Genomic DNA, 26,512 nt, shown 5'->3' on the forward strand with positions numbered 1-26,512 from the left:
CGATTTGTTGCGCACGCGGGTGAAGATCATGGATGCTCGCAGGCAGCGTCGCGCGGATCGCGGCCCGATCAGGGGCGGGCCGTTTCCTCCGCATGGCGCCGCGCGCCGTGAAGCGCGGCAGGGGGACCATGGCAGGAATCACTTCGGGGAGGCAAAACGGATGAATCGACAGAATCAAGCATGGGGCGGGAAGGGCGTCGCGTTGCGGCGGCGCCGGCTGGCGGTGGCATGCGCCACTGCGTGGCTGTTCGCCGTGCCGGGCGCCGCGGTGCTGGCGCAGGACGCATCGGGCCAGCAGCCGTCGGACCAGCAGGCCCAGGCGAAGCCGGCGGCGGCGAAGGATGCGAAGCAGGAATCCAAGGCCGACAAGCAGAAGAAGGCCGACGCCAGCCAGCTCGGCGCGGTGGTGGTGAACGGCATCAGCACCAGCATCCAGAGCGCGCTGGACACCAAGCGGAACTCCAACGACATCGTCGAGGCGATCTCCGCCGAGGACATCGGCAAGCTGCCGGACGTGAGCATCGCCGACAGCCTGGCGCGCCTGCCGGGCCTGACCACGCAGCGCGTGGACGGCCAGGCCAGCGCGATCTCGATACGCGGCCTGGACCCGAATTTCGCGGGCACCACGCTCAACGGCCGCGAGCAGGCGACGATAGGCGAGAACCGCGGCGTGGAGTACGACCAGTACCCGGCCGAGCTGATCAACGGCGCCACGGTCTACAAGACGCCGGACGCCAGCGTGATCGGCCAGGGCCTGGCCGGCACGGTGGACCTGCAGACCATCAATCCGCTGGACCTGTCCAAGCGCACCATGGTGTTCAACCTGCGCGGCGAGCACAACAGCAACGGCGACCTCAATCCCGGCACCGGCACGGGCACCATGGGCCATCGCGCCAGCTTCTCCTACATCGACCAGTTCCTCGACCACACGCTGGGCGTCGCCATCGGCTTCGCGCAGCTCGCCCAGCCGACCCAGCGGAAGCAGTACCAGGCCTGGTGGTGGGGCGCCGACAACGGCAGCGCGGGCATGGACCAGAACTGGGGCGCGCCCACCGTGCCCGGCATGCCGGACAACGTGAACGCGCTGCAGGGCATGCAGCTGCGCTCGCAGTCGCAGGACGAGAAGCGCAACGGCCTGATGGCCGTGCTGGAGTGGGCGCCCAACGAGACGTACTACTCGAAGCTGGACATGTACTACTCCACCTTCAACAAGCGCGCGTTCAACAACGGCCTGCAGTGGAACAGCAACGTCTACGGCCCGCCCTACGACGGCATTTCCTACTCGGACCTGGGCCTCTCGCCGGGCTCGCCGCTGCCCGTGGTGACCTCGGGCAACATGAGCGGCATCGCGCCCATCCTGCAGAACGAATACACCAAGGAGCACGACAAGCTGTATTCGATCGGCTGGAACAACAAGCTCTACCTCGGCGACTGGACGACCTCGCTGGACCTGTCGTCGTCCTCGGCGCGGGTGAAGCTGCACGACGCCTACCTGTTCGCCGGCCTCGCCAACGGCGGGCTCACCGACGTGGGCTTCAACATCCCGACCGGCCAGGGGTTCCCCGATTTCAGCCCGGACGTGAACCTGGCCGATCCGTCCAGCGTGGTCTTCACCGACCCGGCCGGCTACGGCTACAACGGCCGCGAGGAGTTCGACAGCCAGAACGACCGCATCAACGCGTTCCGCCTGCAGGCGAGCCGCACGCTGGACTGGTGGGTCTTCAGCGGGATGGACCTCGGCTTCGACTATTCCGACCGCACCAAGACCAAGCACGCCGACGTGTACTTCGCGTGGCTGAACGGCAACGGCGACACCGACAGCACCTACCAGTCCGCGATGGGCACGCCGGTCAATTCCGCTTGGCTCTACGGCCCGACCTCGCTGGGCTACGGCGGCATCCCCGGCATCCTCAACTACAACGTGCTGGGCGCGATGTACAGCCAGTTCTACCTCACGCCGGAGAACGGCGCGGGCGACTGGAGCCGCAATTACACCATCGAGGAAAAGGTGCCGCTGGCCTACGTCAAGTTCGACATCGAGACGGAGGTGGCGGGCATCCCGCTGCGCGGCAACGCGGGCGTGCAGTTCGTGCACACCGACCAGTCCTCCGACGCGCTGCAGACCGACAACAGCGGCAATCTGGTCGGCGCGATCCACGGCGGCACCACGTACAACAACGTGCTGCCCAGCCTCAACCTGGCCGCCCAGTTGAGCGACAGCCAGTACCTGCGCTTCGGCCTGGCCAAGACCATGACGCGCGGCCGCATCGACGACGAGAAGATCTCGTCCTCCGCGGGCGTGGCCAAGATCACCGCGGGGCCGCAGGCGGGGCAGGTGGTGTGGTCGGGCAGCGGCGGCAACCCGTTGCTGAAGCCCTACGTGGCGGTGGGCACCGACATCTCGTGGGAGAAGTATTTCGGCGATGCCAGCTACGTGTCGGTGGCGGTGTTCAAGAAGAACCTGCTGAACTACATCTACGACAAGACCATCCTCAACTACGACTTCTCCCATTACATCAACAACACGCCGACCCTGACGCCGACCAGCAACTACGGCGCCTTCACCACGCCGGAGAACGGCACCGGCGGTTCGATGAACGGCCTGGAGCTGGCCGGCTCGTTCGAAGGCGGCCTGCTGGCGCACGCGCTGGAGGGCTTCGGCGTGCAGGTCAACTACTCGCTGGTCAACAGCGACATCCCCACCAGCTCCGTCTCGGCGATCCCGGGCGGTCCCAAGACCCTGCCCGGCCTGTCGCACAAGAGCGGCAACGTCACGCTGTACTACGAGCGCAACGGATTCTCGGCGCGCATCGCGCAGCGCTACCGCTCCTCGTTCACCGGCGAGGCGGTGGCGCTGTTCGACCAGCTCGGCTACACCAAGATCCTGGCGAACCGGCAGACCGACCTGCAGCTGGAATACGACTTCAGCCAGGGGCCGATGACGGGCCTGTCGGTACTGCTGCAGGTGAACAACCTGGCCAACTCGCCGGATGCCACGGTGCAGTACGCCTACCTCGCCAACAACGTGCCGATGACCATGCCGCTGGAATACGACACCTGGGGCCGCACCGTGCTGCTCGGTTTCAGCTACAAGCTGTGAGTGGAGCGGCCAGGGACGGCCGCCTGCCTGGTCCGGGCGATCATGGATGGTCGCAAGGGCCTGGCCCGGGCGGGCTTGCCGCCCGGGGCGGTATCGGGGCAAGCTTCGGCGACCCGTCGCCAGGCGTCGTGATGCGGTCGCAGCAGAGAGATTTTCTTGATCCACAAGGCCAACCCCGTGGCGAGCGCCGCGCATGAGTGAACCGCAGGGCATCTCCGGCCGCATGGCGGCTGTGCTGCTTGCCCTGCTTACCGCGTGTGCATTGGGCGCGTTGCGCGTGCCCCTGCGTCTGCCGTCCGCGCCCATGCTGTTGGTGCCGGCGATGCCCGATGGTTCGGAAGTCCAGTTGTGGCTCAGCACGCAGGACCGCAAGCTGCGCCTGGTGCGGCAGCCGGACATCCCGCTGGCCGTGGCGGACGCGAATGCGCCGCCGCCGGCGGCCGACATCACCATCGACGCCACGCGCAGCTTCCAGACCATCACGGGTTTCGGCGCGGCGATGACCGACTCGTCGGCGTGGCTGCTCGACCACGCGATGGACGACGACCAGCGCTTCGCCCTGCTGCAGGAGCTGTTCGGCCCGCCGCCGGGACTCAACCTCGACATGGCGCGCGTGAGCATCGGCGCCTCGGACTTCTCGCTCAAGCCCTACACGCTGGACGACATGCCCGCGGGCCAGACCGACCCCGGACTGGCGCACTTCAACCTCGCCGCCAGCTCGCAGGATGTGGTGCCGGTGCTGCGCGAGGCGATGGAGATCAATCCGCAGCTGCACGTCATCGCCACGCCGTGGAGCGCGCCGGCATGGATGAAGAGCATCGACGCGCTGAACGGCGGCACGCTGCAGCAGCAGTACGAAGCGGTGTACGCCCAGTACCTGGTGAAGTACGTCGATGCCATGCAGGCGCAGGGCGTGCCGGTCTGGGCGCTGACCGTGCAGAACGAGCCGGGCTTCGAGCCGCTGACCTACCCGGGCATGCTGCTGCCCGCCGAGGCGCGCGCGCGCATCATCGGGCAGTACCTCGGTCCCGCGCTGGCGAGCCGCGACCCGCGGCCGCTGATCCTCGACTGGGACCACAACTGGGATGCGCCCGAACAGCCGCTGGCCGTGCTCGCCGACGCCACGGCGCAGCGCTACGTCGACGGCGTCGCCTGGCATTGCTACGCGGGCAGCACGGGTGCGCAGACCCGCGTGCACCGCGCGTACCCGGACAAGGACGCGTACCTGACCGAGTGTTCGGGCGGCGACTGGGCCTCGGCGAAGAACGGCGAGCTGCTGCTGTTCGCGCGCGACGTGCTGATGATGAGCCTGCGCGACTGGGCGCGCGGCGCGGTGTACTGGAACCTCGCGCTGGACCAGAAGCACGGCCCGCATTCCGGCGGCTGCGCCGACTGCAAGGGCATGGTGACGATCGACTCCGCGACCGGGGCGGTCCATCGCAACGACGAGTACTACGCCTTCGCCCACTACAGCCGCTTCGTGCTGCCCGGCGCCGTGCGCGTGTGGTCGGACGACACCGGCCCGGACATCCACAACGTGGCGTTCCGCAACGCCGGCGACGGCTCCATCGTGCTGGTGGTGGCCAACGGCAGGAACGCGCCGCGCCATGTCGGCGTGGTGCAGGGCAGGTTGTCGTTCGAGTACACGATGCCGCCGGAGAGCGTGGCGACGTTCACCTGGAATCCCGACCAGGCCACGCACTCGTGGCAGCGCCGCGTGCGCAGCCTGATCGACAAGGCGTTGCGCGCCGCCACGCCGGCCGGGGCGGCGGCGGTGCATGCCGGTACGCCGTGAGCAATGATGGCCGTGCCCAGGCGCGGCATGGTTTTTTCCGGAGGAGGATGGCGTGATGAGTGCAGGCATCGTCGGGTGGCGCAGCTTCGCGGTGGCGATGCTGCTGGCCGGTATCGCCGCGTGGTCGCCGCACGCGCACGCGCACGCCGCGTCGCGGCCCAGGGTGGTGGTCATCAGCCTGGACGCCTTCGGCGCGCAGAGCCTGCGGGAGCCCGAACTGCCCGCGCCCACCCTGCATGCGCTGATGCAGGAGGGCGTGCATGCCGTGTCGATGCAGCCGATCAACCCCACCATCACCTGGCCGAACCACACCAGCATGGTCACCGGCGACGACGCCAGCCGCCACCACGTGCTGGTCAACGGCCTGATCGTGGGCCAGCGCGAGGCCACGCCGCCGCGCATCGACATGAAGGCGCCCAAGGACAGGCTGGTCGCCGTGCCCACCGTGTACGACGCCGCGCACGCGGCGGGCCTGGTCACGGCCGAGGTGGACTGGGTCGCCGTGATGGACGCGCCGACGATAACCTGGCGCTTCCCCGAAAACCCCGACCCCGACGGTGCGATCGAGCAGGAGCTGGTCCGGCAGGGCGCGGTCACGCGCGACGAGCTGGCGCATTTCGGCAAGCCGTCGCAGGCCTGGCGCGACCTTGTGTACACGCGCGCGGCGGTGGACATCATCCGGCAGCACCATCCCGACCTGCTGTTGCTGCACCTGCTGGCGCTGGACAGCATCGAGCACGCGACCGGCTACGGCAACGATTCCGGACGCAACACCATCGCCTTCCTCGACGATCGCGTGAAGGAAGTGATCGACGCCGTGCGCGCCGCCGGCGAGCTGGACCGCACCACCTTCATCATCGTCTCCGACCACGGCCAGGAGAGCGTGCACCACCTGCTCAACCCCAACGTGCCGCTGGGCGAGGCCGGCCTGCAGGCCGACACGGCGAGCCAGCCTGCGTTCGCCATCCCCGAGGGCGGCTTCGCGCTGGTGTTCCAGAAGAACGCCACCGAAGCCTCGCGGCAGGCATTGAAGAAATTGTTCGAGGGCAGGCCCGGCATCCGCGCCGCGCTGACGCCGGACGAAGCCGCGAAGATGGGCTGGCCGACCCCGCCGCTGACGTTGCCGCCAAACGCGTCGGCGAGGTTCCGCGCGCTGCCGACGCAGAGCGATCAGGCGCCCGACCTGTTGCTCTACCCGGACAACGATTACGAATTCGACGACAAGTACGCCACGCAGTACGACGCGCCCACCTTGCAGCGTGGCGCGCACGGCTACCCGAATTCGGAGCCGCTGATGCAGGCGATCTTCATCGCCGCGGGCGCAGGTATCCAGGGCAAGGGCGTTGAGATTCCGGCGTTCCCCAACGTGGACATCGCGCCCACCATCGCGCAGTTGCTGCACCTCAAGTTCGACGATGCGAAGGGGAAACCGCTCGCCGCGATTCTCGCACCGTCACCTTGACGCTCCGCTTGAAGCCCCTCGCCCGCTTGCGGACGCGGGGAAGGGCCATGGATGGCCCTGCCTTGAGGAGCGAGGAAGAGGGGTTGGGGAGAGGGCGCTTTTGCAACGTCGCGAAAAGCCGAACCCTCTCCCGCCCTTACTCGCGTCATCCCTGCCGCTCGCCCCTGCGGGGCCAGCTTCGCTGTTCCGAAGGCGCATCCTGCGCCTGTTGGTCGGGCACCCTCTCCCGCAAGCGGGAGAGGGGAGTCAGGGCGAGCCTGGATCAGATTTCCTTGTCGCCCACCAGCACCACGTCCGCCGGCCGTTGCGCGAACAAACCCACGGTGACCACGCCGGCGAGCTGGTTGAGCTGCCGCTCCAGCCCCGCCGGGTCGGTGATGCGCCAGCCGTGCACGTCGATGATCCAGTTGCCGTTGTCGGTGGTCACGCCGTCGCGCCACACCGGCTGGCCGCCCAGCTTCACGATCTCGCGGCTGACCAGGCTGCGCGCCATCGGGATCACCTCGATCGGCAGCGGGAACCTGCCCAGCACGTCCACGCGCTTGCTGGAGTCGATGATGCAGACGAACTTCTGCGCCGCCGCCGCGCAGATCTTCTCGCGGGTCAGCGCCGCGCCGCCGCCCTTGGTCAGGCGCTTGTGCGGGTCGCACTCGTCGGCGCCGTCGATGTAGATGCCGATCGGGCCCACGGCGTTGAGGTCGAACACCTCGATGCCGTGCTGCTTCATGCGCGCGGTGGACTGCTCGGAGCTGGACACCGCGCCCTGGATGCGGTCCTTGATGCCGGCCAGCGCGTCGATGAAATAGGCCACCGTGCTGCCGGTGCCCACGCCCACGATGGCGCCGTCCTCGACGTAGCGCAGCGCGGCTTCGCCGGCGAGTTGTTTTTCGTTCGTGCTCATGCCTGTGTTCCGGTGGAGATGGAAAGGGTGTGGATCACTCGAGCGCGAGGATGTGCCGCCAGTGCGCGGCCTCGACCGGCTGCACCGACAGGCGGCTGCCCTTGCGCAGCAGCACCATGCCGTCCAGCGCGGCGTCGGCCTGCAGCTCCTTCAGCGTGATGGTGCGCTTGAGCTTCTTCACGAACTTCACGTCCACCAGCATCCAGCGCGGGTTGTCGCGCGAGCTGCCGGCGTCGAAGTACTTGCTCTTGGGGTCGAACTGGCTGGGATCCGGGTAGGCGTCGGTGGCCACCTCGGCGATGCCCACGATGCCGGGCTCGGCGCAGTTGGAGTGGTAGAAGAACACCTTGTCGCCCACGCGCATGCCGTCGCGCATGTAGTTGCGCGCCTGGTAGTTGCGCACGCCGTCCCAGGCCTCGTGCTTCTTGCGCTTGAGGTCGTCGATGGAGAAGGCGTCCGGCTCGGACTTCATCAGCCAGTGGTTCTTCATGCGGCGGGCTCCGTGGCATGGCAATCGATCAGCTCGCGGTCGGTGGCCACGTAGTCCAGCGGCACGTCCCACGGCTGCGCATCGAGCCGTTCGACTTCCTGGAAATCATAGGCTACGCCCACCAGCAGCGGCTCGGTGGGGCGCGCCTGGTCCCTGAGGAAGGCGAAGCTGCGGTCGTACCAGCCGCCGCCGTGGCCGAGGCGGTGGCCGTGGCGGTCGAACGCCAGCAGCGGCACCAGCACCAGGTCGAGCTGGAACGGCGCGAACCACTCGCGCGGGGCCACCGGCTCGGGGATGCCGTAGCGGTTCGGCGCCACGTCGTCGCCGTTGTTCCACGGCGCGAAGTGCAGTTCCTTGTTCCTGGCCAGCAGCGGCAGCAGGAAGCGCTGGCCGCGCGTGGCCAGCGGCGGGATCACCAGGTTCAGCGGCAGCTCGCCGCCGGTGGCCCAGTAGCCGGCCACGCGCACGTCGGTGAGGTATTCCGGCAACTGCTCCAGCGAGCGGCGCAGCCCCTGCGCGGCGGCGATGCGGGCCGGCGGCGGCAGCGTGCGGCGGCGTTCGGCCATCTGCTGGCGCAATTCGTGGCGTTGTGCGGCGTCCACGCGGGCTCTCCATCAAAACGCCCCGTCCATCGAACGACGAACGGGGCGTGGAATAAGTGGCGTCAACCGCGATGCCGCTGCCCACCAAACGACCTTGATCCACGATGGATCAGGTGGGAGGGCGACAGGGTCTCGAGGCTTTCCGCACGCGGCGGACATGCACAACGACCGATGAAAAGCCGACCCGGGGCCGTATTTAGGAACAAGGCAAATGTAAGAGTGTGCCGGCGCACACCGCAGAAAACGCCGGGGACGATTTTAGGCTTTCGGGAACAAATCCGCCACCGTGCTGGGTGCCACCGTGCTGGACGCCGGCGCGGCGGCGCCTTCCAGCGCGTACTCCAGCCGTTGCCGCATCGCGGCGAGGCGCAGCGCGGTCTGCTGGCCGTCGCCGCCCTGCTGCTTGCGCAGCGCCAGCAGCTCGTGGGTCATGCTCACCGCGGCGAGCACTGCAAGGCGCTCGAAGCTGGGTGCGCGGGCATTGGCGCGCAACTCGCGCATCTTGCGGTCGAGCAGGGCGGCGGCCTCGACCAGGCCTTCGCGCTCTTCCGGCGCGCAGGCGATCAGGAATTCGCGGTCGATCAGCCGCAGCGCGACCGGGTCATTGCTGCCGGGTGTAGTCATTGCTTCAGCCATTGCCTTCGAGCGACTTCAGTCGCTGGATCATCGCCTCGACCCGGCTGCGCGCCTGCTCGTTGCGCGCGAGCAGGTTGGCACGTTCGCCCGACAACTGCTCCTGGCTGTGCCGCAGGCTGCGGTTTTCCTCGCTGAGCCGGCGCACGGTATCGAGCAGCCGGTCGACCTGGCGGCCAAGCGCTTCCAGTTCAATCTGGACGGGATCGGGCGAGGCGGATTCGGCGGGGGTCATGCGCCGAACTATAACGGGGCGCCCGTAGGAGCGCACCCTGTGCGCGATGGCTTTTGCCCTGATCGGAGCGCAAGGCCATCGCGTACGGGGTGCGCTCCTGCGGGGGCGGCAACGTAGAATGGCGGATCGTCCCACCAGGAACCCGCCATGCCGGCCAACGAACCGCTCAGCCATGACCAACTGGACGCGCTGATCGTGCGCCTGCGCCTGGGCGTGGACGCCAGCGAGCTGCACGGTTCGCTGTGCGGCTACCTCGCTGGTGGCGCCACCTCCGACGGCGGCAGGCTGCTCACCGCGCTGGAACTGGAGGGCGCCGAAGGCGTCACGCCTTCGCCTGCCGACCAGGTCGCGCTGGACGCCCTGTTGCGGCAGTGCCGCGACGCGCTGGCCGATCCCGACCTCGGTTTCGAACCGCTGCTGCCGGACGCCGACCGCCCGCTGGACGAACGCGCCGAGGCGGTGGTGGACTGGTGCCGCGGCTTCCTCGGCGGCTTCGGCCTCGCCGGCACCGACGCGCACGCCAAGCTGTCGGACGACGCGCAGGAAGTGCTGCGCGACTTCGGCACCGTCGCCGCCTCGTCGTTCGACTTCGGCGACGCCGCCGAGGACGAGGACGCGCTGATCGAGGTGCAGGAATTCCTGCGCGTGGGCGCGCTGCTGCTGTACACCGAGTCCGCCGGCCGCGGCCCGTCCGGCAGCGACCGCCTGCATTGAGCGCCGCGCCCGACCGCGTCGCGGTGGCCGCCATCGCGGGCGAGGAGTTCGCGCGCCGCCGCCGCCAGCTGATGGCGATGGCGGGCGAGGACGCGGTGCTGCTGGTGGCCGCCGCGCCCGAGCGCCTGCGCAACGCCGACGCCACCTGGCCATACCGGCAGGACTCGGACTTCCACTACCTCGCCGGATTCCCCGAGCCCGACGCGGTGCTGGCGCTGCTGCCCGGCCGCCTGCACGGCGAGGCCGTGCTGTTCTGCCGCGAGCGCGACGCCGAGCAGGCGCGCTGGCACGGCCCGTCCATCGGCACCGAACGCGCGGTGGCCGACTACGGCATGGACGATGCGTTCCCGATCGACGACATCGACGACATCCTGCCCGGCATGATCGAGGGCAGGGCGCGCGTGTACTGCCACTTCGGCCGCGAGCCCGCGTTCGACGCGCAGCTGCTGGGCTGGATGCGCCGCCTGCGCCAGTTGCGCGGCGGCGGCGTGGCGCCCAAGGAATTCGTCGCGCTGGGCCACCTGCTGCACGACCTGCGCCTGTACAAGTCGCGCGCCGAACTGAAGTTGATGCGCGCCGCCGCCGGCATCGCCGGCGAGGCGCACCTCGCCGCATGGCGTTGCGCGCTGCCGGGCCGCCACGAATACGAAGTGGAGGCCGAGCTGCTGCACGCCATGCGCAGCCGCGGCGCCGTGCCCGCGTTCACCCCCATCGTCGCGGCCGGCAGCAACGCCTGCGTGATGCACTACCAGCACAACCGCGCGCGGTTGATGGATGGTGACCTGCTGCTGATCGACGCCGGCGCCGAGCTGGACTGTTACGCCAGCGACATCAGCCGCACCATCCCGGTCAACGGCCGCTACAGCCGCGAGCAGCGCGCGCTGTACGAGGTGGTGCTGGCCGCGCAACTGGCCGCCATCGACGAGGTGCGCCCGGGCCAGCCGTTCGACGCCGCGCACCACGCCGCGGTGCGTGTGCTCGCCGAGGGCTTGTGCGCGCTGGGCCTGCTCCAGGGCGATGCCGACACCGCCATCGCCGAAGGCGCCCACCAGCGTTTCTTCCCCGGCAAGACCGGCCACTGGCTGGGCCTGGACGTGCACGACGCCGGCGACTACCGCATAGCCGGCGTCTCGCGCGTGCTGGAGCCGGGCATGGTGGTGACAGTGGAGCCGGGGCTCTACGTGCCACCCGATGACGCGGGCGTGGACGAGCGCTGGCGCGGCATCGGCATCCGCATCGAGGACGACGTGGCGGTGGTGCGCGACGGCCATGAAGTGCTCAGCAGCGCCGTGCCGAAAGAGCCGGAAGCGATCGAGGCGCTGCTGGCCGGGCGTCGCGCGTGAGCGCCGCCTGACCGAGGGACTTCTCGCCGGCTGCGGCCCATTCCGGTGGTGCAGTGGCGTCGCGATGCCGGTCGCGCCACCGATCACCCCAGGGGCGTCCATGCGGATCGCGGCGAAGAGACCGGCACCGGGCAACTTGGGATGTGCTGGACGCACGGCAACGCCTCGACGGGCGCGAAGGCGCGACCCGGCGCGCGGGGCGGTGCAGAAGCCGCGGTTGGCGAAGGGATGCGTGCCGCACCGCCCGGCGGACCGCGCCGGGCGGTGCATGACGATCAGAACTTCCAGTCCAGGCTGATGCGGCCGGACTGGTCGCGCGCCTGCTTGCCGAACTGGCCCTGCCAGGTGCCATCCACCGACACGTCCGGCGCGATGGTGAAGCTGATGCCCAGGTTGGCCACGCCGGCATTGCGCAGCACCGGCGTGCCGGCGATGTCGAAGCTGTCGCCGCCGCTGGCGAAGCGCATCGTGTCCACCGGCAACACGTCGCCCCAGGCATGCTGCCAGCCCAGGCTGGCGTGGGCATGCAGGCCGTGGTTCGCCGCGCCGAGGTCGAAGCTGGCGCGCAGGCCCAGCGTGCCGTAGCCGACGGTGCTGTCCTGCGCGGCCACGTCCAGCGCGGCCGGGGTGCCGTTCTCCCGCACGGCGGGCGTGCCGAGTCGCTCCACCGCCAGGTTGGCGAATGGCGCCAGCACGGTGTTGCCGAGCGCGAAGGGCAGGCTGCCGTCGATGTAGGCCTGCGTGGTGCGCGCGCGGTAGCTGCTGTCGGCGGTGCCGTCGAACGAACCGAAGCCGATGCTGCGGTGGGTGTCCACCTTCTGCCAGCCGTAGATCGCCGCGCCCTGCCACAGCAGCGCGCCGGTCTGCGCGCTGCCGTAGATGCCGAGGTGCTGGTCGAGGGTGTGCGCGTCGGAGCCCAGCGCGTCGATGCGCGTGCTGCCTTCGCCCGTGCCCATTACCGCGCCGAGCCGCGCCTCGCCGCCCACCGGCATGTCCACGCCGAACAGCAGGCCGCTGCCGTTGCCGTCCATGGTCGAGGCGTTGCCGTCGCCGTCGTGGCTGCCCCAGTGGCCCCAGGCGGACGTCCACGCGGTGACGCCGTCGGCATCGGTCACGTTCAGGCCGTTCGCGTCGTTGCCCTGGCCGGCGAGGTGCTGGTTGATCGCGTCGCGCACGTAGTGGTCGTTGTCGGCGATCGCGGTGCGGACGGAAGCGTGGATCTCACCGCTGAGCTGGTCGAAGGCGTGGCGTGCGGTGGGCACGTCCAGCATCAGGACGCCGTCGTACACCGCGTTGCCGAGGCCCAGCGATTGCGTGCCCGTCGCGGCGGCGCGCTCGTTGGCCGTCAGCGCCACGTCGGGGAAGGCGACGGCGTTGCGCGGCAGGGAGAGCTCCACCGCATTGGCCGCGTAGACCAGGGTCGGGCTGATGAAGGCGAAGTTGGTGGTGAGGCTGGCGAACGTTCCGCTCACGCCGCCGGTGGCGGTGAGGATGGTGAAGGTCGGACCATACGCCAGGCCGGCCGCGCTGTCGGCCAGCACCAGGGTGCCGCCGGCCAGGGTGGCCGTGCCGTTGACCGCCAGCAGGCTGGCCTGCCCGGTCGCCGTGATCTCCGCCTCCAGCACGCCGCCGGCGCCCTGGGTGAAGTTGCCGCCTATCGTCAGCGTGCCGACGGAGCCGCCGGCCCACACGGTGCCGTTGTTGCTGACGTCGCCGGCTATCGTGCCGTGGCCGCGCAGCGTCGCCCCGCTGGCCACGGTGACGTTGCCGCCCAGCATCGCCGACGGCGTGGCCGCATCGCCCACTTCCAGCGTGCCGGCCTGCACCGTGGTGGTGCCGGCGAAGGCGCTGCTGTCGCCGTCGAGGATCAGGCTGCCCGCGCCGCTCTTGGCGATGCTGCCGTTGCCGGAGATCGCGCCCGCGAACGTGCCGTCGCCGGCCTGGTCGAGCACCAGCGCCGCATTGTCGGTGATGTTGCCCGGCAGGCTCGCCGCGCTGGCCGTCAGCGTGCCGGCGCCGATCGTGGTGCCGCCGGTGTAGGTGTTCGCGCCGGTCAGCGTCTCGCTGCCGCCGGTGACGGCGAGGCCGCCGCTGCCGCCGATCACCCCGGCGAAGCTGCCGCTGGCGTTGCTCAGGGTGAGCGTCCGGCTGCCGAGGTTCACCGCGCCGCTGCCGCCGAGCGAGGTGATGGACGCGCCGCCCGTGCTGGCACTGATGTCGAGCATGCCGTTGTCGGTCACGCCGGAGGAAGCGGCAAGGCTGCCCTTGCCCGACAAGGCCAGCGTGCCGCCGCCGATCGTGGTGGCGCCGGTGTAGGTGTTGGCGCCGGTGAGCGTTTCCGTGCCGCCGGCCAGGGTGAGGCCGCCGCTGCCGCCGATCACGCCGGCGAAGCTGCCGCCGGCGTTGCTCAGGGTGAGCGTCCGGCTGCCGAGGTTCACCGCGCCGTTGCCGCCGAGCGAGGTGATGGACGCGCCGCCCGTGCTGCCGCTGATGTCCAGCGTGCCGTTGTCGGTCACGCCGGAGGAAGCAGCGAGGCTGCCGCTGCCCGACAGCGCCAGGGTGCCCGAGGCGATCGTGGTGGCGCCGGTATAGGTGTTCACGCCGGCCAGCGTCTCGGTGCCGGCGCCTTGCTTGGTGATGCCGCCCATGCCGGTGATGGCGCCGGCGAAGGTCTGGCTGGTCGAGTCGCCGAAGGCCAGGCCGTTGCCGCCGAGGTCGATGCCCGAACCGCTGGCGCCACTCAGCGCGCCGATGGCCTGGGCGTGGCCTGAGCCGCTGATGTCGAATGTCGCGCCACTGCCCAGGGCCACGGCCCCGGTGGACGCCAGCGAGGCACCTGCGCCCAGCGCCAGCGTGCCGGCGTTGATCGTGGTGCCGCCGGTGAACGTGTCCGCGCCCGTGAGCGTCAACGTCGCGGCGCCGTCCTTGCTCAAGGAGCCGGTGCCGGAGATCGTGCCGCCGAGCGTGATCGCATTCGAGCCGAGCACGTCCAGGTTGTTGTCCAGCGCGATGTCGTTCGCGATGCCCACCGCCGTGTCCGCATCCAGCCGGGCCGCGCCGGCCACCGTCAACGCCCCGGTGCCCAACGCGCCGTCGTTGCCCAGGACCAGGGTGCCGCCGCCGAGGGTGGTGCCGCCGCTGTAGGTGTTCGCGGCCGTGAGTACCAGGGTGCCGTAGTCGGTCTTGTCGAGGCCCGCAGTGCCGGCGATCACGTCGGCGATCGTCGCGGTCATCGTCGAGCCGGCGCTGGTGCCGTTGCCCACGCGGATGACCGGGGCCGCGCCGCCGCTGCCGACGAGCGTGATCGTGCCGCCGGTGAGCGTGTAGCCGCTGGAAGCGAACTGCAGGCCGGTGGCCTGCACCGCGCCGGCGCTGTCGTCCACCGTCACCGTGCCCGCCGCGCCACCGAACACGGCGAAGCCGGGTTGCGGCTGCATGGCGCCGTTGGTCGCGGTGCCGCTGGCGTTCGTCCAGTTGGCCGACGTGGCGGACCACGTGCCGCTGCCGCCGCCCATCTGCGTCGCCGACGCCTGGCCGTTGGCGTTCCAGACGGCCAGGGTCAGGCCGGTGCTGTCGACCAGGTTGATCTCCTTCTGTGTCGCCAGGGTCTGCAGGGCGACGGTCTGGCCGGCCGGCACGGTGCCGAGCGCGAGGCCGCCGTTGCTCTCGGTCAGCGTGCCGCCCCAGGTGAACAGGGTGTAGATGCCCGCGCCCATGCCACCGGCGTCGGTGATGTTGAGCGTGGCGCCGTCCAGGGTCAGGTTGCCGCCCACGGCGATGCGGTCGCCGGTGCCGGCGGTCTGCAGCGTGGCGCCGGGCGCGCCCAGCTCGTAATCCAGCACGCTGCCCTGTGCGGCGGCGAAGTCGCCGTTGACGGTGAGCGTGCCGATGGAACCGCCCGGTGCGACGATGCCGCCGGAAAGCACGGACACGTTGCCGCCGATGCTGCCGTGGCCGGCCAGCGTGGCGCCGCTGGCTACGGTGACGTTGCCGCCCAGCGTGGCGGTCGGCGTGGTCGCATCGCCCACTTCCAGCGTGCCGCTGGCCACCGTGGTGCTGCCGGCGAAGGCGCTGCTGTTGCCGTCGAGGACCAGCGTGCCCGCACCGCTCTTGGTCACGCTGCCGTTGCCGGAGATCGCGCCGGCGAAGGTGCCGTTGCCGGCCTGGTTGAACACCAGCATGGCGTTGTCGATGACGTTGCCCGGCAGGCTGGCCGTGCTGGCCACGAGGGTGCCCGCGCTGATCGTGGTGCCGCCGGTGTAGGCATTGGCGCCGGTGAGCGTTTCGGTACCGGCCGTGAGCGCCAGGCCGCCGCTGCCGCCGATCACGCCGCCGAAGCTGTCGCCGGCGAGGCTCAGCGTCAGCGACTGGCCGCCGAGGGCGACCGCGCCGGTGCCCGACAGCGAGGCGATGGAGGCGCCGTTCGCGGTGCCGCTGAGGTCGAGCGTGCCGTTGTCGGCCACGCCGGAGGAAGCGGCGATGCTGCCCGTGCCCGACAGCGCCAGCGTGCCGCCGCTGATCGTGGTGGCGCCGGTGTAGGTGTTGGCGCCGGTGAGCGTTTCGGTGCCGGTCGTGAGCGCCAGGCTGCCGCTGCCGCCGATCACGCCGCCGAAGCTGCCGCCGGCGTGGCTCAACGTCAGCGACTTGGTGCCGAGGGTCACCGTGCCAGTACCCGACAGCGAGGCGATGGAGGCGCCGTTCGCATTGCCGCTGATGTCGAACGTGCCGTTGTCGGCCACGCCGGAGGAAGCGGCGATGCTGCCCGTGCCGGACAAGGCCAGCGTGCCGCCGCTGATGGTGGTGGCGCCGGTATAGGTGTTGCTGCCGGTGAGCGTTTCGGTACCGGCCGTGAGCGCCAGGCCGCCGCTGCCGCCGATCACGCCGCCGAAGCTGTCGCCGGCGAGGCTCAGCGTCAGCGACTGGCCGCCGAGGGCGACCGCGCCGGTGCCGGACAGCGAGGCGATGGAGGCACCTCCCGTGCTGCCGCTGAGGTCGAACGTGCCGTTGTCGGCCACGCCGGAGGAAGCGGCGATGCTGCCCGCGCCGGACAGCGCCAGCGTGCCGCCGCTGATGGTGGTGGCGCCGGTGTAGGTGTTCGCGCCAGTGAGCACCAGGGTGCCGTAGTCGGTCTTGTCGAGGCCCGCGCTGCCGGCGATCACGTCGGCAATCGTCGCAGTGATAGCCGCGCCGGCGCTGTTGCCGTTGCCCACGCGGACGACCGGGGCCGCGCCGCCGCTGCCCACCAGGGTGAGCGTGCCGCCGGTCAGCGTGTAGCCGCTGTTGATGAACTGCATGCCGGTGGCCTGCACCGCACCGGCGCTGTCGTCCACCGTCACCGTACCCGCCGCGCCGCCGAACACGGCGAAGCCCGGCTGCGGGTCCATCGCGCCGTTCGGCGCGGTGCCGGCGGCGTCCGTCCAGTTGGCCGAGGTGGTCGACCACGTGCCGTTGCCGCCGCCCATCTGCGTCGCCGACGCCTGGCCGTTGGCGTTCCAGAAGGCCAGGGCGAGGTTGACGCTGTCGATCAGGTTGATCTGGTTCGACAGGGTCTGCAGGGACAGTATCTGGCTGGCCGGCGTGGTGCCGAGCGCGAGGCCGCCGTTGCTCTCGGTCAGCGTGCCGCCCCAGGTGAACACGGTGTAGAGGCCGGCGCCCATGCCGCCGGCGTCGGTGACGTTGAGCGTGGCGCCGTCCAGGGTCAGGTTGCCGCCCACGGCGATGCGGTCGCCGGTGCCGGCGGTCTGCAGCGTGGCGCCGGGCGCGCCCAGCTCGTAATCCAGCAGGCTGCCCTGTGCGGCGGCGAAGTCGCCGTTGACGGTGAGTGTGCCGATGGAGCCGCCCGGCGCGACGATGCCGCCGGAAAGCACGGACACGTTGCCGCCGATCGTGCCGTGGCCGGCCAGCGTGGCGCCGCTGGCTACGGTGACGTTGCCGCCCAGCATGGCCGTCGGCGTGGACGCGTCGCCCACCGCCAGCGTGCCGGTGGCGACGGTGGTGGTGCCGGTGAAGGTGCCGCTGTTGCCGTCGAGGACCAGCGCGCCCGCGCCGCTCTTGGTCACGCCGCCGTTGCCGGAGATCGCGCCGGCGAAGGTGCCGTTGCCGGCCTGGTTGAACACCAGCATGGCATTGTCGATGACGTTGCCCGGCAGGCTGGCCGTGCTGGCCACGAGGGCGCCCGCGCTGATCGTGGTGCCGCCGGTGTAGGCATTGGCACCGGTCAGGGTCTCCGTGCCGGTGCCCTGCATGGTGATGCCGCCCGTGCCGCTGATGCTGCCGGCGAAGGTCTGGCTGCTTGCGTCGCCGAAGGCCAGGCTGTTGCCGCCGAGCTTGATGATCGAGCCGCTGGCGCCTTGCAGCGCGCCGATGGTTTCGTTCGCACCCGCGCCGCTGATGTCGAACGTCGCGCCGCTGCTGTCGATCAGCACGGCCCCGGTGGATGCCAGCGACGCGCCTGCGCCCAGTGCAAGCGTGCCGCTGTTGACGACGGTGCCGCCGGTGAACGTGTCCGCCCCGGTGAGCGTCAGGGTCGCGGCGCCGTCCTTGGTCAACGCGCCCGCCCCCGAGATCGTGCCGCCGAACGTGAGCGCGTTCGAGCCGAGCACATCCAGGTTGCTGTCGATCGTGATGGCGTTGCCGATGGTCAGCGCGCTGTTCGCATCCAGCGTGGGCGAGCCGGCGACCGTCAACGCGCCCGTGCCCAGCGCGGCGTCGTTGCCCAGGATCAGCTCGCCGCCGGCGAGGGTGGTGCCGCCGCCGTAGGTGCTGGCGCCGTCCAGGGTCTGCGTGCCGGTGCCGGCCTTTTTCACGCCGCCGGTGCCGTTGATCGAACCGCTGAAGGTCGTGTTGCCGGAGCCGGCGATCACCAGCGTGTTGCCGCCGAGCGCCACCGAGCTGCCCGCCACGCCGCTCAGTGAGCCGATGCCGGTGTTCAGGCTGGAGGCGGCGGAAATATCGAACGCCGCACCGGCGGCGGCGAGGTTCAGCGCGCCCGTGCTTGCGAGGCTGCCGTTTGCGCCGATCGCCAGCGTGCCGGCATCGATGGTGGTGCCGCCGGTGAACGTGTTGGCGCCGCTCAAGGTCGCCGTGCCGGTGCCTTGCTTGGTGATGCCGCCCGAGCCGGCGATGACGCCGGCGAACGTCGTGCTGGTCGCGTCGCCGAAGGTCAGGCCGTTCGCGCCGAGGTTGACGGTGGAGCCGGCCACGCCGTCCAGCGCGCCGATGGTTTCGTTCGCGCCCGCGTTGCCGAGGTCGAACGTCGTGCCAGTGCCGGCGAGCGTCACCGCCCCCGTGGCCGCCAGCGAGCCGCCCGCGCCCAGCGCCAGGGTGCCGTAACCTATCGTGGTGCCGCCGGTGTAGGTGTTCGCGCCGGTGAGCACCAGGGTGCCGTAGTCGGTCTTGTCGAGGCCCGCCGTGCCGGCGATCACGTCGGCCACCGTTGCGGTGATCGATGCGTCGGCGCTGTTGCCGTCGCCCACGTTGACGACCGGGGTCGCACCGCCGGTGCCGGCCATCAGGTTGATCGTGCCGCCGGTCAGCGTGTAGCCGCTGGAAACGAACTGCATGCCGGTGGCCGACACCGTGCCGGCCACCGTCACCGTGCCGGCGGCGCCGCCGAACACGGCGAAGCCGGGCTGCGGACTCATCGCGCCGTTCGGCGCGGTGCCGGCGGCGTCCGTCCAGTTGGCCGAGGTGGTCGACCACGTGCCGCTGCCGCCGCCCATCTGCGTCGCCGATGCCAGGCCGTTGGCGTTCCAGACGGCCAGGACCACGCCGCTGCTGTCGATCAGGTTGATCTGGTTCGACAGGGTCTGCAGGGACAGTATCTGGCCGGCCGGCGTGGTGCCCAGCGTGAGGCCGCCGTTGGCCTCCGTCAGCGTGCCGCTGTAGCTGAAGATGTTGTACAGGCCCGGCCCCATGCCACCGGCATCGGTGACGTTGAGCGTGGCGCCGTTCAAGGTCAGGTTGCCGCCCACCACGATGCGGTCGCCGGTGCCGGCGGTCTGCAGGTTCGCGCCGGGCGCGCCCAGCTCGTAGTCCAGCACGCTGCCCTGCGCGGCGGTGAAGTTGCCGTTGACGGTGAGCGTGCCGATGGAACCACCCGGCGCGACGATGCCGCCGGCCAGCACGTTCACGTTGCCGACGATGGTGCCGTGGCCGCCCAGCGTCGCGCCGCTGTCCACCTGCGCGTTGCCGGCGATCGAGGCGGTGGGGCTGGAGGCATCGCCCACCAGCAGCGTGCCGCCGGCCACTTCGGTCAGGCCCGTGTAGGTGTTGCTGCCGTCCAGCGTCAGCGTGCCGGTGCCGGCCTTGGTGAGGCCGCCGCCCGTGCCGCCGTTGTTGCCGCCATCGGCGATCACGCCGGCGAACGTCGTGTTGCCGCCCAGACCGCCGGTTTCGAGGATGTTGCCGCCGAGCAGGATGCTGCTGGCGGCGTCGCCGGAAACCTGCCCGAGCGCCAGCGTGCCGGTATGCCCGCTGATGTCCAGGATGCCGCCGAAGCCGTCGTTCACCGTGGCGTTCGCTGCGGTCGAGCTGCCGTTGAAGTACACGGTGCCGCCCTGCATCACGTTGCCGTTGCTGCCGGTGAGCGTGCCCGTGGTCGCGCCGTTGAGCGTCACGCCGTTGTCGAACGTGGCGGTACCCGCGTCCGACGAACCGGCGAACGTGATGGTGCCGCCGCGGATGGTGTTGTTGGTGATCGTGCCGTTGGTGACCACCGAGATGCCGGCATCGGTGGTGCTCAGGCCGTTGTCGTACGTGCCGCTGCCTGCACTCGATGTGCCGCTGAACGTGATGTTGCCGCCACCGATCGTGTTGCTGGAAATGGTGACCGTGTCCGTGTTGAGGCCGGTCAGGAAGCTGCCGAGGTTCGTGCCGTTGTCGATGGTCGCCGAGCCCGCGCTTGCCGTGCCCGCAAACGTGACGTTGCCGCCCAGCACCGTGTCGCCGGAAAGCGTGCCGCCGTTGCTGCTGGGGCTGCCGAGGCCGCCATTCAGCCCGCTCACATCGAGGCTGTTGTCGATGCTGGCGCTGCCCGCGCTGGTGCCGGTACCGAACGCCAGCGTGCCGCCCTGCAAGGTGCTGTTGGTGAGCGCGTTGATGTCGCCCGTCGCGCTGCCGATGCCGCTGAGCGTGCCGCTGATCGAGATGCCGTTGTGGATATGCGCCGCATCGGCGGTGGAGCTGTCGGCAAACATGAGGGTGCCGCCGCTCAGCGTGTCCGTGTCGAGCTCGATGGTGGTGGGGTTGTTGAGGCCGGGAATGCCGCTGAACGTGCCTGACATGGTCATGCCGTTCTCGATGCTCGCACTGCCCGCATCGGCATTGCCGTTGAACGAGGCCGTGCCACCGCTGATCGCGCCGTTGCTGATGACGATGGTCAAGCCTGCCGGTGGCGTGGCGGGCAGGCTGATACCGCCCACATCCGCCACGAAGCCATTGACGATGGACTGGCTCGCGCCGCCCAGCGTCACGCCCTGGCCGAAGTTGATGGTGCCGCCGTATGGCGTGCCTTCGTAGGTGGTGAGGTTGAAGATGCCGGGGATGATCGGGATGACTATCTTGACGTTGCTGCTGCCCGTGTTGGTGACGTCGTTGGTGAAGCTGCCGGTGCCGGCGATGTTCAGTGCGGCGCCTGCGCCGGAAATCAGGCCGGTGTTCGCATTGATGGAGCCGCCACCCGACACCGATACCAGACCCGTGCCCAGCGCACCCGGCGTGGCATCCAGCGTGCCGCTGGCGACCTGGGTGGCCGCGATGCCGCTGCCCAGGCCACTGCCGTCGTAGGTGTTCGTGCCGTCGAGCGTGAGCACGCCCGTCGTGCCCATGCTCACGTTCACGCCGCCGGTACCGGAGATGGTGCCGCTGTAGGTCAGGCTGTCGCTGCGCTCGAAATACAGATAGCCGTTGTCCACCACGTCGCCCGAGATCGAACCCGAGGTGCCGCCGTTGCCGACGGTCAGCGACGTCGCGCCGTACTGGGTGAAGCCACCGATGGTGATGTCGCCGGTGTTGCTGCCGGTCAGCGTCACGTAGCCTGCCTGCACGTCGAGGCCGGCACCGAACGAGTTGTTGCCCGACAGCGTGAGGCCGCCGCCGCCGGTGATGTCGACCGCGCCGGTCGTGCCGGTGATGGCGCCGCTGATCGTGTACTGGCCGTTGACCTGCGCATCGAGCGTGGCCGGCCCGGTGATCGAAATCGCATTGGCCAGCGTGTCGCCGAAGAACAGGGTGGAGTCGAAGCCCAGCGTGGTGCCCGCCGCCATCGTCACCGTGCCGGAGCCGAACGGCGTCGCCGTCACATAGTTGGACTGGCTGCCCGCCACCAAGGTGCCAGCGCTGAGCGTGGTGCCGCCGCTGTACGTGTTGTTGGCCGTCAGCTCGAGCGTGCCGCCGCCGGTTTTTTCCACGATGCCGGGCGTGGTCGGATCGGTGTCGGAAATCACGCCGCTGACCGTCTCGGTGTTGCCGGCGGCCACGTCGAAAGTCGGGTCGCCGGTCAACGTGAAGGCGTTGGCCAGCGTCAGGCCGCTCGTGGTAAAGCCCAGCGTGGTGTCCTGCGCCATCGCCACCGTGCCGCTGCCCAGTGCCGAGGCGTTGCCCACGTCGATCTCGCCGTCGTCGAGGCTGGTGCCGGCGTAGCTGTTGCTGCCGGTGAGCGTGAGCGTGCCGCTGCCGGTCTTGGTCAGCGCGTAGCCACCGCTGATGCTGCCGTCCACCTCAAGGCTGGCATCCGTCTGCAAGGTGCTGTCAGCCGTCAGAGTGATGCTGCGGCCAGTGGTGAACGCCGCCGTGTTTTCCAGCGTGCCGCCGCCCAGCGTGAGGCCGCCCGTGCTTGCGCCGAGGTTGTCGTCCGCCGCCACCGACAAGATGCCGCCGCTGATCGTGGTGCCGCCGCTATAGGTGTTGATGCCGGTAAGCGTCAGCGTGCCCGTGCCCACCTTGATGATGCCGTCGCCGTTGCTGGCGGCGGTCGTGGAGGCCAGGTTCGCCATGTCCACGTCGTCGGTAATCACGCCGCTGATCGTGTCGTTCTGGTTCGACGCGCCGAGGGTCAGGTTGAACGGAATGTCGTAGGTGCTGTTGCTGTTGTCGTAATTGGCACCCAGCAGCACGTTGCCCGCGCCAGACAACGAGCCGATCGACGTCGCCGCATTGGCACCCGGCCCGGCACCTGAAATGAACACTGCGCTGTTGGCACCGTTGATGATGGTGGCATTGCTGGCGGTAACCGCACCGCCCAGGTCGATCATGCCGCTCGCGTAGCTGTTCGGGTTGGTGATATTGCCGGGCGCAACGCTGCTGTAGCTGTTGGTGAACGTGGCCGTGCCGGCATCGGCACCTTGCAGCAACGTCCAGCCGCCAGCACTGTTGGTGATGCTGGCACTGCCAGCGGTGGAACCCGGCTCGAAGATGACGCCAAAGGCCCCAAACCCCTGGGTGTTGGTGATGGTGGCATTGGCCGCGCTGCTGCCCGAGGAAAACACCGTGGTGCCGCTGGTGTTGATGATGGCGGCCGTGCCAGCGTCGGTGTTTTGCAGAAAGACGACGCCCGTGTTGCTGGTGTCGGTACTGTTGTTGATGGTGAGGCTACCCGCACTCACCTCAATGGGGTTGCCGTTGGTATCGTTGCCGGGGCTTTGGAACTGGAGCTGGCCATACTGCTGCACGTTCACCGCGCCGGTGCCCAGCGCGGTGTCGCTCTCCGCAATCAGGCGCCCCGGGTTGCCGCTGGTGCCGGTGAGGTAAGTGCCGCCGCCGTAGCTGTTGTTGCCCGTGAGCGTGAGCGTGCCCGCGCCCTCCTGCGTCAGCGTGCCCGTGCCCGAAATGTTGTTGGCAGCCGTGGTGTTGCCGGTGTTGTCGTACACCAGCGCGGCGTCGTTGATGATGTCGCCCGTGCCGAGCGAACCATCGCCGGTGAGGTCGCCCACTTGCAGCATGCCGCTGCTGATCGTCCACGTGCCGGTCATGGCGGCACCACTGCCGGTGACCGTCCACGTGCTGCTGCCGGTCTTGGCGTAGCTGGCAAAGCCGTAGAACTCCGGCGTGCCCGTCCACGCCGGTGCCGTGCTGGTGATCGCCGACGTGTCGAACGTGCCATTGACCGTGCCGCCCAGCGCCAGCGTGTCGCCGCTGGTGCCGTTGGGCATGCTGGTCACGTTGCCGCCAAGGCTGAAACCGCTGTCCAGCGTGAGCGTGTTGCCGCCACCGGTGAGGAGGATGGCGGGAGTCGTGCTCGGCGAATCAGGCGTGATGATGCCGGCCAGCTCCAGCGATTGCCCGCCCTGCAACATCCACTGCGGCCCCGTGCTGGTGCCGGTGAAGACCAGCGTGCCGCTGCCCCGCGCCAGATTCACGGTGCTGTTGGTAACGCCAAGTTCTTCGTCGATGGTGCCCGAAAGCGTTGTTGCGCCGGCGTCAATGGTCAGATACGCGCCGCCGCCGCCCACCAGGATGTTGCGCCCCGAGCTGAAACCGTCCGCCGTTCTCAGCCACGCGCCGTTGATCGTGATGCTGCTCGAAGCCAAACCCAGCGCGCCATCGGCGGCCACGTACACCACGGCACCGCCGTTGATGAAAGTGCCACCCGCATAACTGTTGTTGGCATTGTCCAGCTCCAGCGTGCTGGGGCCGGTGGCGGTCAGCGCACCCGTGCCCGACACCACGCCCGTCAAGTCGATGCTGCCAAAGCTGTTGGTGATGTCGAACGTGCCGCCTTGGCTGCCCAGCGTCACCGCGCGTGTGGAGGCAACGATGTTGCCGCCGTCGTACTCCAGCGTGCCGCCGTTGAGCGTGAGGCCACCCGATGCCACGCCGAGGCTGGCGTCGCTGGTGATCACCACCGTGCCGCCGTCGATATACGTGCCGCCGCTGTAGCTGTTGGTGCCGTCGGCAACGCTGCCGTTGAGCGTGAGCGTGCCAGTGCCGGTCTTGGTCAGGCTGCCCGTGCCGCTGATGGCGGCATCCAGCGTCATGTCGTCATCCGTCTCCAACGTGCCGCCGTTGGCACCCAGCGTGATGGTGCGGACGCTGGTCATCGCCGCCATGTTCTCCAGCGTGCCGCCGTTGAGCGTGAGGCCGCTGGTGCTGCCACCGAGGTTGTCGTCTGCGGCAATCGCAATCGCGCCCGCATTGATCGTGGTGCCACCGGTGTAGCTGTTGGTACCGCTGAGCGTCAGTGTGGATACGCCATCCTTGATCAACGCGCCGCCATTGGAAATCGTGCCGCTCAGCGTGAGGTCGTTCGAGCCAAGCACGTCCAGCGTGGTGGTGTTGAAAACGTAGATGTCGTTGCCGATGCTCAAACCGGGGGCGTCGGTATCCAACGTCACCGTGCCGCCGCCGATGACGTGGGCGTACAACACTCCACTGCTCAACGCAGTGTTGGTGTCGAGCACCAACCCGCCCGCATTGAGGTAGGTGCCGCCGGCGTAGGTGTTGGCACCGGCCAGCGTCAACGTGGCAAGCCCGTTCTTGGTCAACCCGGCGGCACCGCCACCCGAAATCACGCCGCTGAGCGTGAGGTCGTTCGTGCCAAGCACGGTCAGCGCATCGGAATTGAGGATCAGGATGGCGTTGGCGATGGATACGGTGGCACTCGCGTCCAGCTGGACATTGCTGGCGACTTCCAGCGCACCCGTACCCAGCGCGCTGTCGTTGCCGAACACCAGCGTGCCGCCACCCGTCATGGTGGTGCCGCCGGTGTAGGTATTCGTGCCGCTCAACGTCAACGTGCCGCTGTCCGTCAGCACCAGCGCGCCGCCGCCCGGGGCGCTGCCGCTGATCACGCCGGAAATGGTGGTGCTGGTGCCGGCAAGGCCGGTGTCGATGGTGGTTACGCCGTTGGTGATCAACGCGCTGTTGCCCAGCGTGCCGCCGGAGAGGTTCAAGCCACTGGCAGCCACGTCGATGGTGGCCGTGGCAATGTTCGTCACCTCCACCGCGCCGTTCAACACCGAGCCCGACTCCAGCGTCAGCGTGTTGCTGCCGCTGGTGAACAGGATGGCGTCGCCATTGCTGCCGGCGCTGCCAGGGTGTGGCCCGCTGCCGCCTGCGCCATCCGAGCCACCGTTGATGGTGCCGTAATTGGTGATGGTGAGGCCAGCACCGGCAATGCCGCTGCCGCCGCCACCACCGCCACCACCGCCACCACTAGCACTAGCACCACCAGCACCGCCGTTGCCACCACTGATGGTGCCGTTGTTGATGATGGTGCCACCAGCACTGAAAAGCACACCATCACCGCCACCGCCACCGCCACCGGCATAGAAGCCGCTACCGCCCGCGCCGCCGTGGCCGCCGCTGAGGGTGACGCCATTGTTGATGGTCAGGGAGCCGGCGCCGGACACATAGACGGCGGCACCGCCGCCGCCGCCGCCGTAGCCATATGTGCCACTCACTGTTGCACCCGCAGCACCCGCGCCGCCACTTTGGCTCGAACTCAGGGCCTGAGTGCCGGAGAGTGTGGTGCCAACGGTGCCGCCGTTGGCGGCAGGTTTCCCATAATAGCCTAGGGCAATGCCACCACTACCACCGACGCCACTGGTGGAAGAGTTGCCGTTGGAACGGTAGGCGCCGCCGCCGCTGCCACTGGCTCCACCCGAGCCACTGGGGGTACCGCCACTGTTGCCACCTGCACCGCCTTGCCCACCTATCGGCGGCACCTGTGCCGCCACCTGCGGCGCAACCACGCTCAATGCCGCAGTCAACACCAAGGTGAGCGCCATCGCCAGCGGATGCCTGCGCAGCGGTGATGTGCCTTCACCCGTGGCCGCGCCGCCCTGCGAGTGCGCGAACTCCGAGGCGACTTGCAGCACGCGCAGCGCGCGGTTCCAGACCAGACGGTAGATGCGGTTCATGGTGGTGCCCTTGTGGTGGTACTTGTGCGGCGTGGAATGGAAGCTGCGGGGGTCAGGCGCTGCGCCTGGTGCGTGGCCCCGGGCACAACGACGCGGCCAGCCGCGCGCAACCCGGGCGCGGCTGGCCGTGGATGGCATGGACGGGATGGAACACGGAGCCCCCTGCTGCGTGTCGGAATGAGTGGTCGTCCCGTTCGTGGAGACGGAACGGTGCGCCTGCATTATTAGTTGGCGCGGGTGCGGGCGCATACCCCCGAAATCGGGGGTGTTGCTCTTCACCCTCCGGGTGGCTGGGAGTGAGTGTCAGGTCGGAGCGCATGGCCGACGTCCGGTGCATGTCGTCAACGACTCGCTCCGCCCGGACCCTCACCCGGCTGGC

The 26,512-nt window shown here is 69.6% G+C and carries 11 protein-coding genes and 1 other RNA gene; 5 read left to right on the forward strand and 7 right to left on the reverse strand.

Annotated features, from left to right (window positions below; all coding sequences use genetic code 11):
• Positions 1 to 160: 160 nt before the first annotated feature.
• The 3 genes from IHE47_RS07990 (at position 161) to IHE47_RS08000 (ending at position 6,357) form a co-directional block, all read left to right on the forward strand.
• Positions 161 to 3,100 carry a TonB-dependent receptor gene (locus tag IHE47_RS07990; RefSeq protein ID WP_192105363.1) on the forward strand — a complete coding sequence of 980 codons (2,940 nt, stop codon included), beginning with the start codon at positions 161 to 163 and terminating at the stop codon, positions 3,098 to 3,100.
• 193 nt (positions 3,101 to 3,293) lie between these two features.
• Positions 3,294 to 4,895: a glycoside hydrolase family 30 beta sandwich domain-containing protein gene (locus tag IHE47_RS07995; protein WP_192105364.1), complete on the forward strand. Its 1,602-nt coding sequence runs from the start codon at positions 3,294 to 3,296 to the stop codon at positions 4,893 to 4,895.
• A 55-nt stretch (positions 4,896 to 4,950) separates the two neighbouring features.
• Positions 4,951 to 6,357, forward strand: a complete 1,407-nt coding sequence (locus IHE47_RS08000) for an alkaline phosphatase family protein (protein WP_225561698.1) — start codon at positions 4,951 to 4,953, stop codon at positions 6,355 to 6,357.
• Positions 6,358 to 6,619: 262 nt separating this feature from the next.
• Here IHE47_RS08000 and rpiA read toward each other — a convergent pair whose 3' ends face one another.
• From rpiA to IHE47_RS08030, 6 genes are all read right to left on the reverse strand, one after another.
• Positions 6,620 to 7,258: a ribose-5-phosphate isomerase RpiA gene (rpiA, locus tag IHE47_RS08005; RefSeq protein WP_192105365.1), complete on the reverse strand. Its 639-nt coding sequence runs from the start codon at positions 7,256 to 7,258 to the stop codon at positions 6,620 to 6,622.
• Between the two features lie 34 nt (positions 7,259 to 7,292).
• Positions 7,293 to 7,748, reverse strand: coding sequence for an EVE domain-containing protein (locus IHE47_RS08010; protein ID WP_192105366.1), 456 nt, complete (start codon positions 7,746 to 7,748; stop codon positions 7,293 to 7,295).
• Positions 7,745 to 8,350, reverse strand: a complete 606-nt coding sequence (locus IHE47_RS08015) for a 5-formyltetrahydrofolate cyclo-ligase (RefSeq protein ID WP_192105367.1) — start codon at positions 8,348 to 8,350, stop codon at positions 7,745 to 7,747. The genes IHE47_RS08010 and IHE47_RS08015 overlap by 4 nt, the downstream gene beginning before the upstream one ends.
• 59 nt (positions 8,351 to 8,409) lie before the next feature.
• Positions 8,410 to 8,596: non-coding RNA, 6S RNA (gene ssrS / locus IHE47_RS08020), on the reverse strand.
• Positions 8,597 to 8,608: 12 nt separating this feature from the next.
• Positions 8,609 to 8,974, reverse strand: a complete 366-nt coding sequence (locus tag IHE47_RS08025; RefSeq protein ID WP_192105368.1) for a cell division protein ZapA — start codon at positions 8,972 to 8,974, stop codon at positions 8,609 to 8,611.
• Between the two features lie 4 nt (positions 8,975 to 8,978).
• Entirely contained in the window at positions 8,979 to 9,218 is a 240-nt protein-coding gene (locus IHE47_RS08030) for a TIGR02449 family protein (protein ID WP_192105369.1), read from the reverse strand.
• A gap of 147 nt (positions 9,219 to 9,365) precedes the next feature.
• Here IHE47_RS08030 and IHE47_RS08035 point away from each other — a divergent pair, with 147 nt between their 5' ends.
• Positions 9,366 to 9,932 carry a UPF0149 family protein gene (locus IHE47_RS08035; RefSeq protein ID WP_192105370.1) on the forward strand — a complete coding sequence of 189 codons (567 nt, stop codon included), beginning with the start codon at positions 9,366 to 9,368 and terminating at the stop codon, positions 9,930 to 9,932.
• Entirely contained in the window at positions 9,929 to 11,275 is a 1,347-nt protein-coding gene (locus IHE47_RS08040; RefSeq protein WP_192105371.1) for an aminopeptidase P N-terminal domain-containing protein, read from the forward strand. The genes IHE47_RS08035 and IHE47_RS08040 overlap by 4 nt, the downstream gene beginning before the upstream one ends.
• Positions 11,276 to 11,550: 275 nt before the next feature.
• Here the strand turns inward: IHE47_RS08040 and IHE47_RS08045 are convergent, their stop codons facing one another.
• Positions 11,551 to 26,133, reverse strand: coding sequence for an autotransporter-associated beta strand repeat-containing protein (locus IHE47_RS08045; protein WP_192105372.1), 14,583 nt, complete (start codon positions 26,131 to 26,133; stop codon positions 11,551 to 11,553).
• Positions 26,134 to 26,512 lie beyond the last annotated feature (379 nt).

Source organism: Rhodanobacter sp. DHB23, assembly GCF_014842975.1.
In the GTDB taxonomy this organism is placed as follows: domain Bacteria; phylum Pseudomonadota; class Gammaproteobacteria; order Xanthomonadales; family Rhodanobacteraceae; genus Rhodanobacter_A.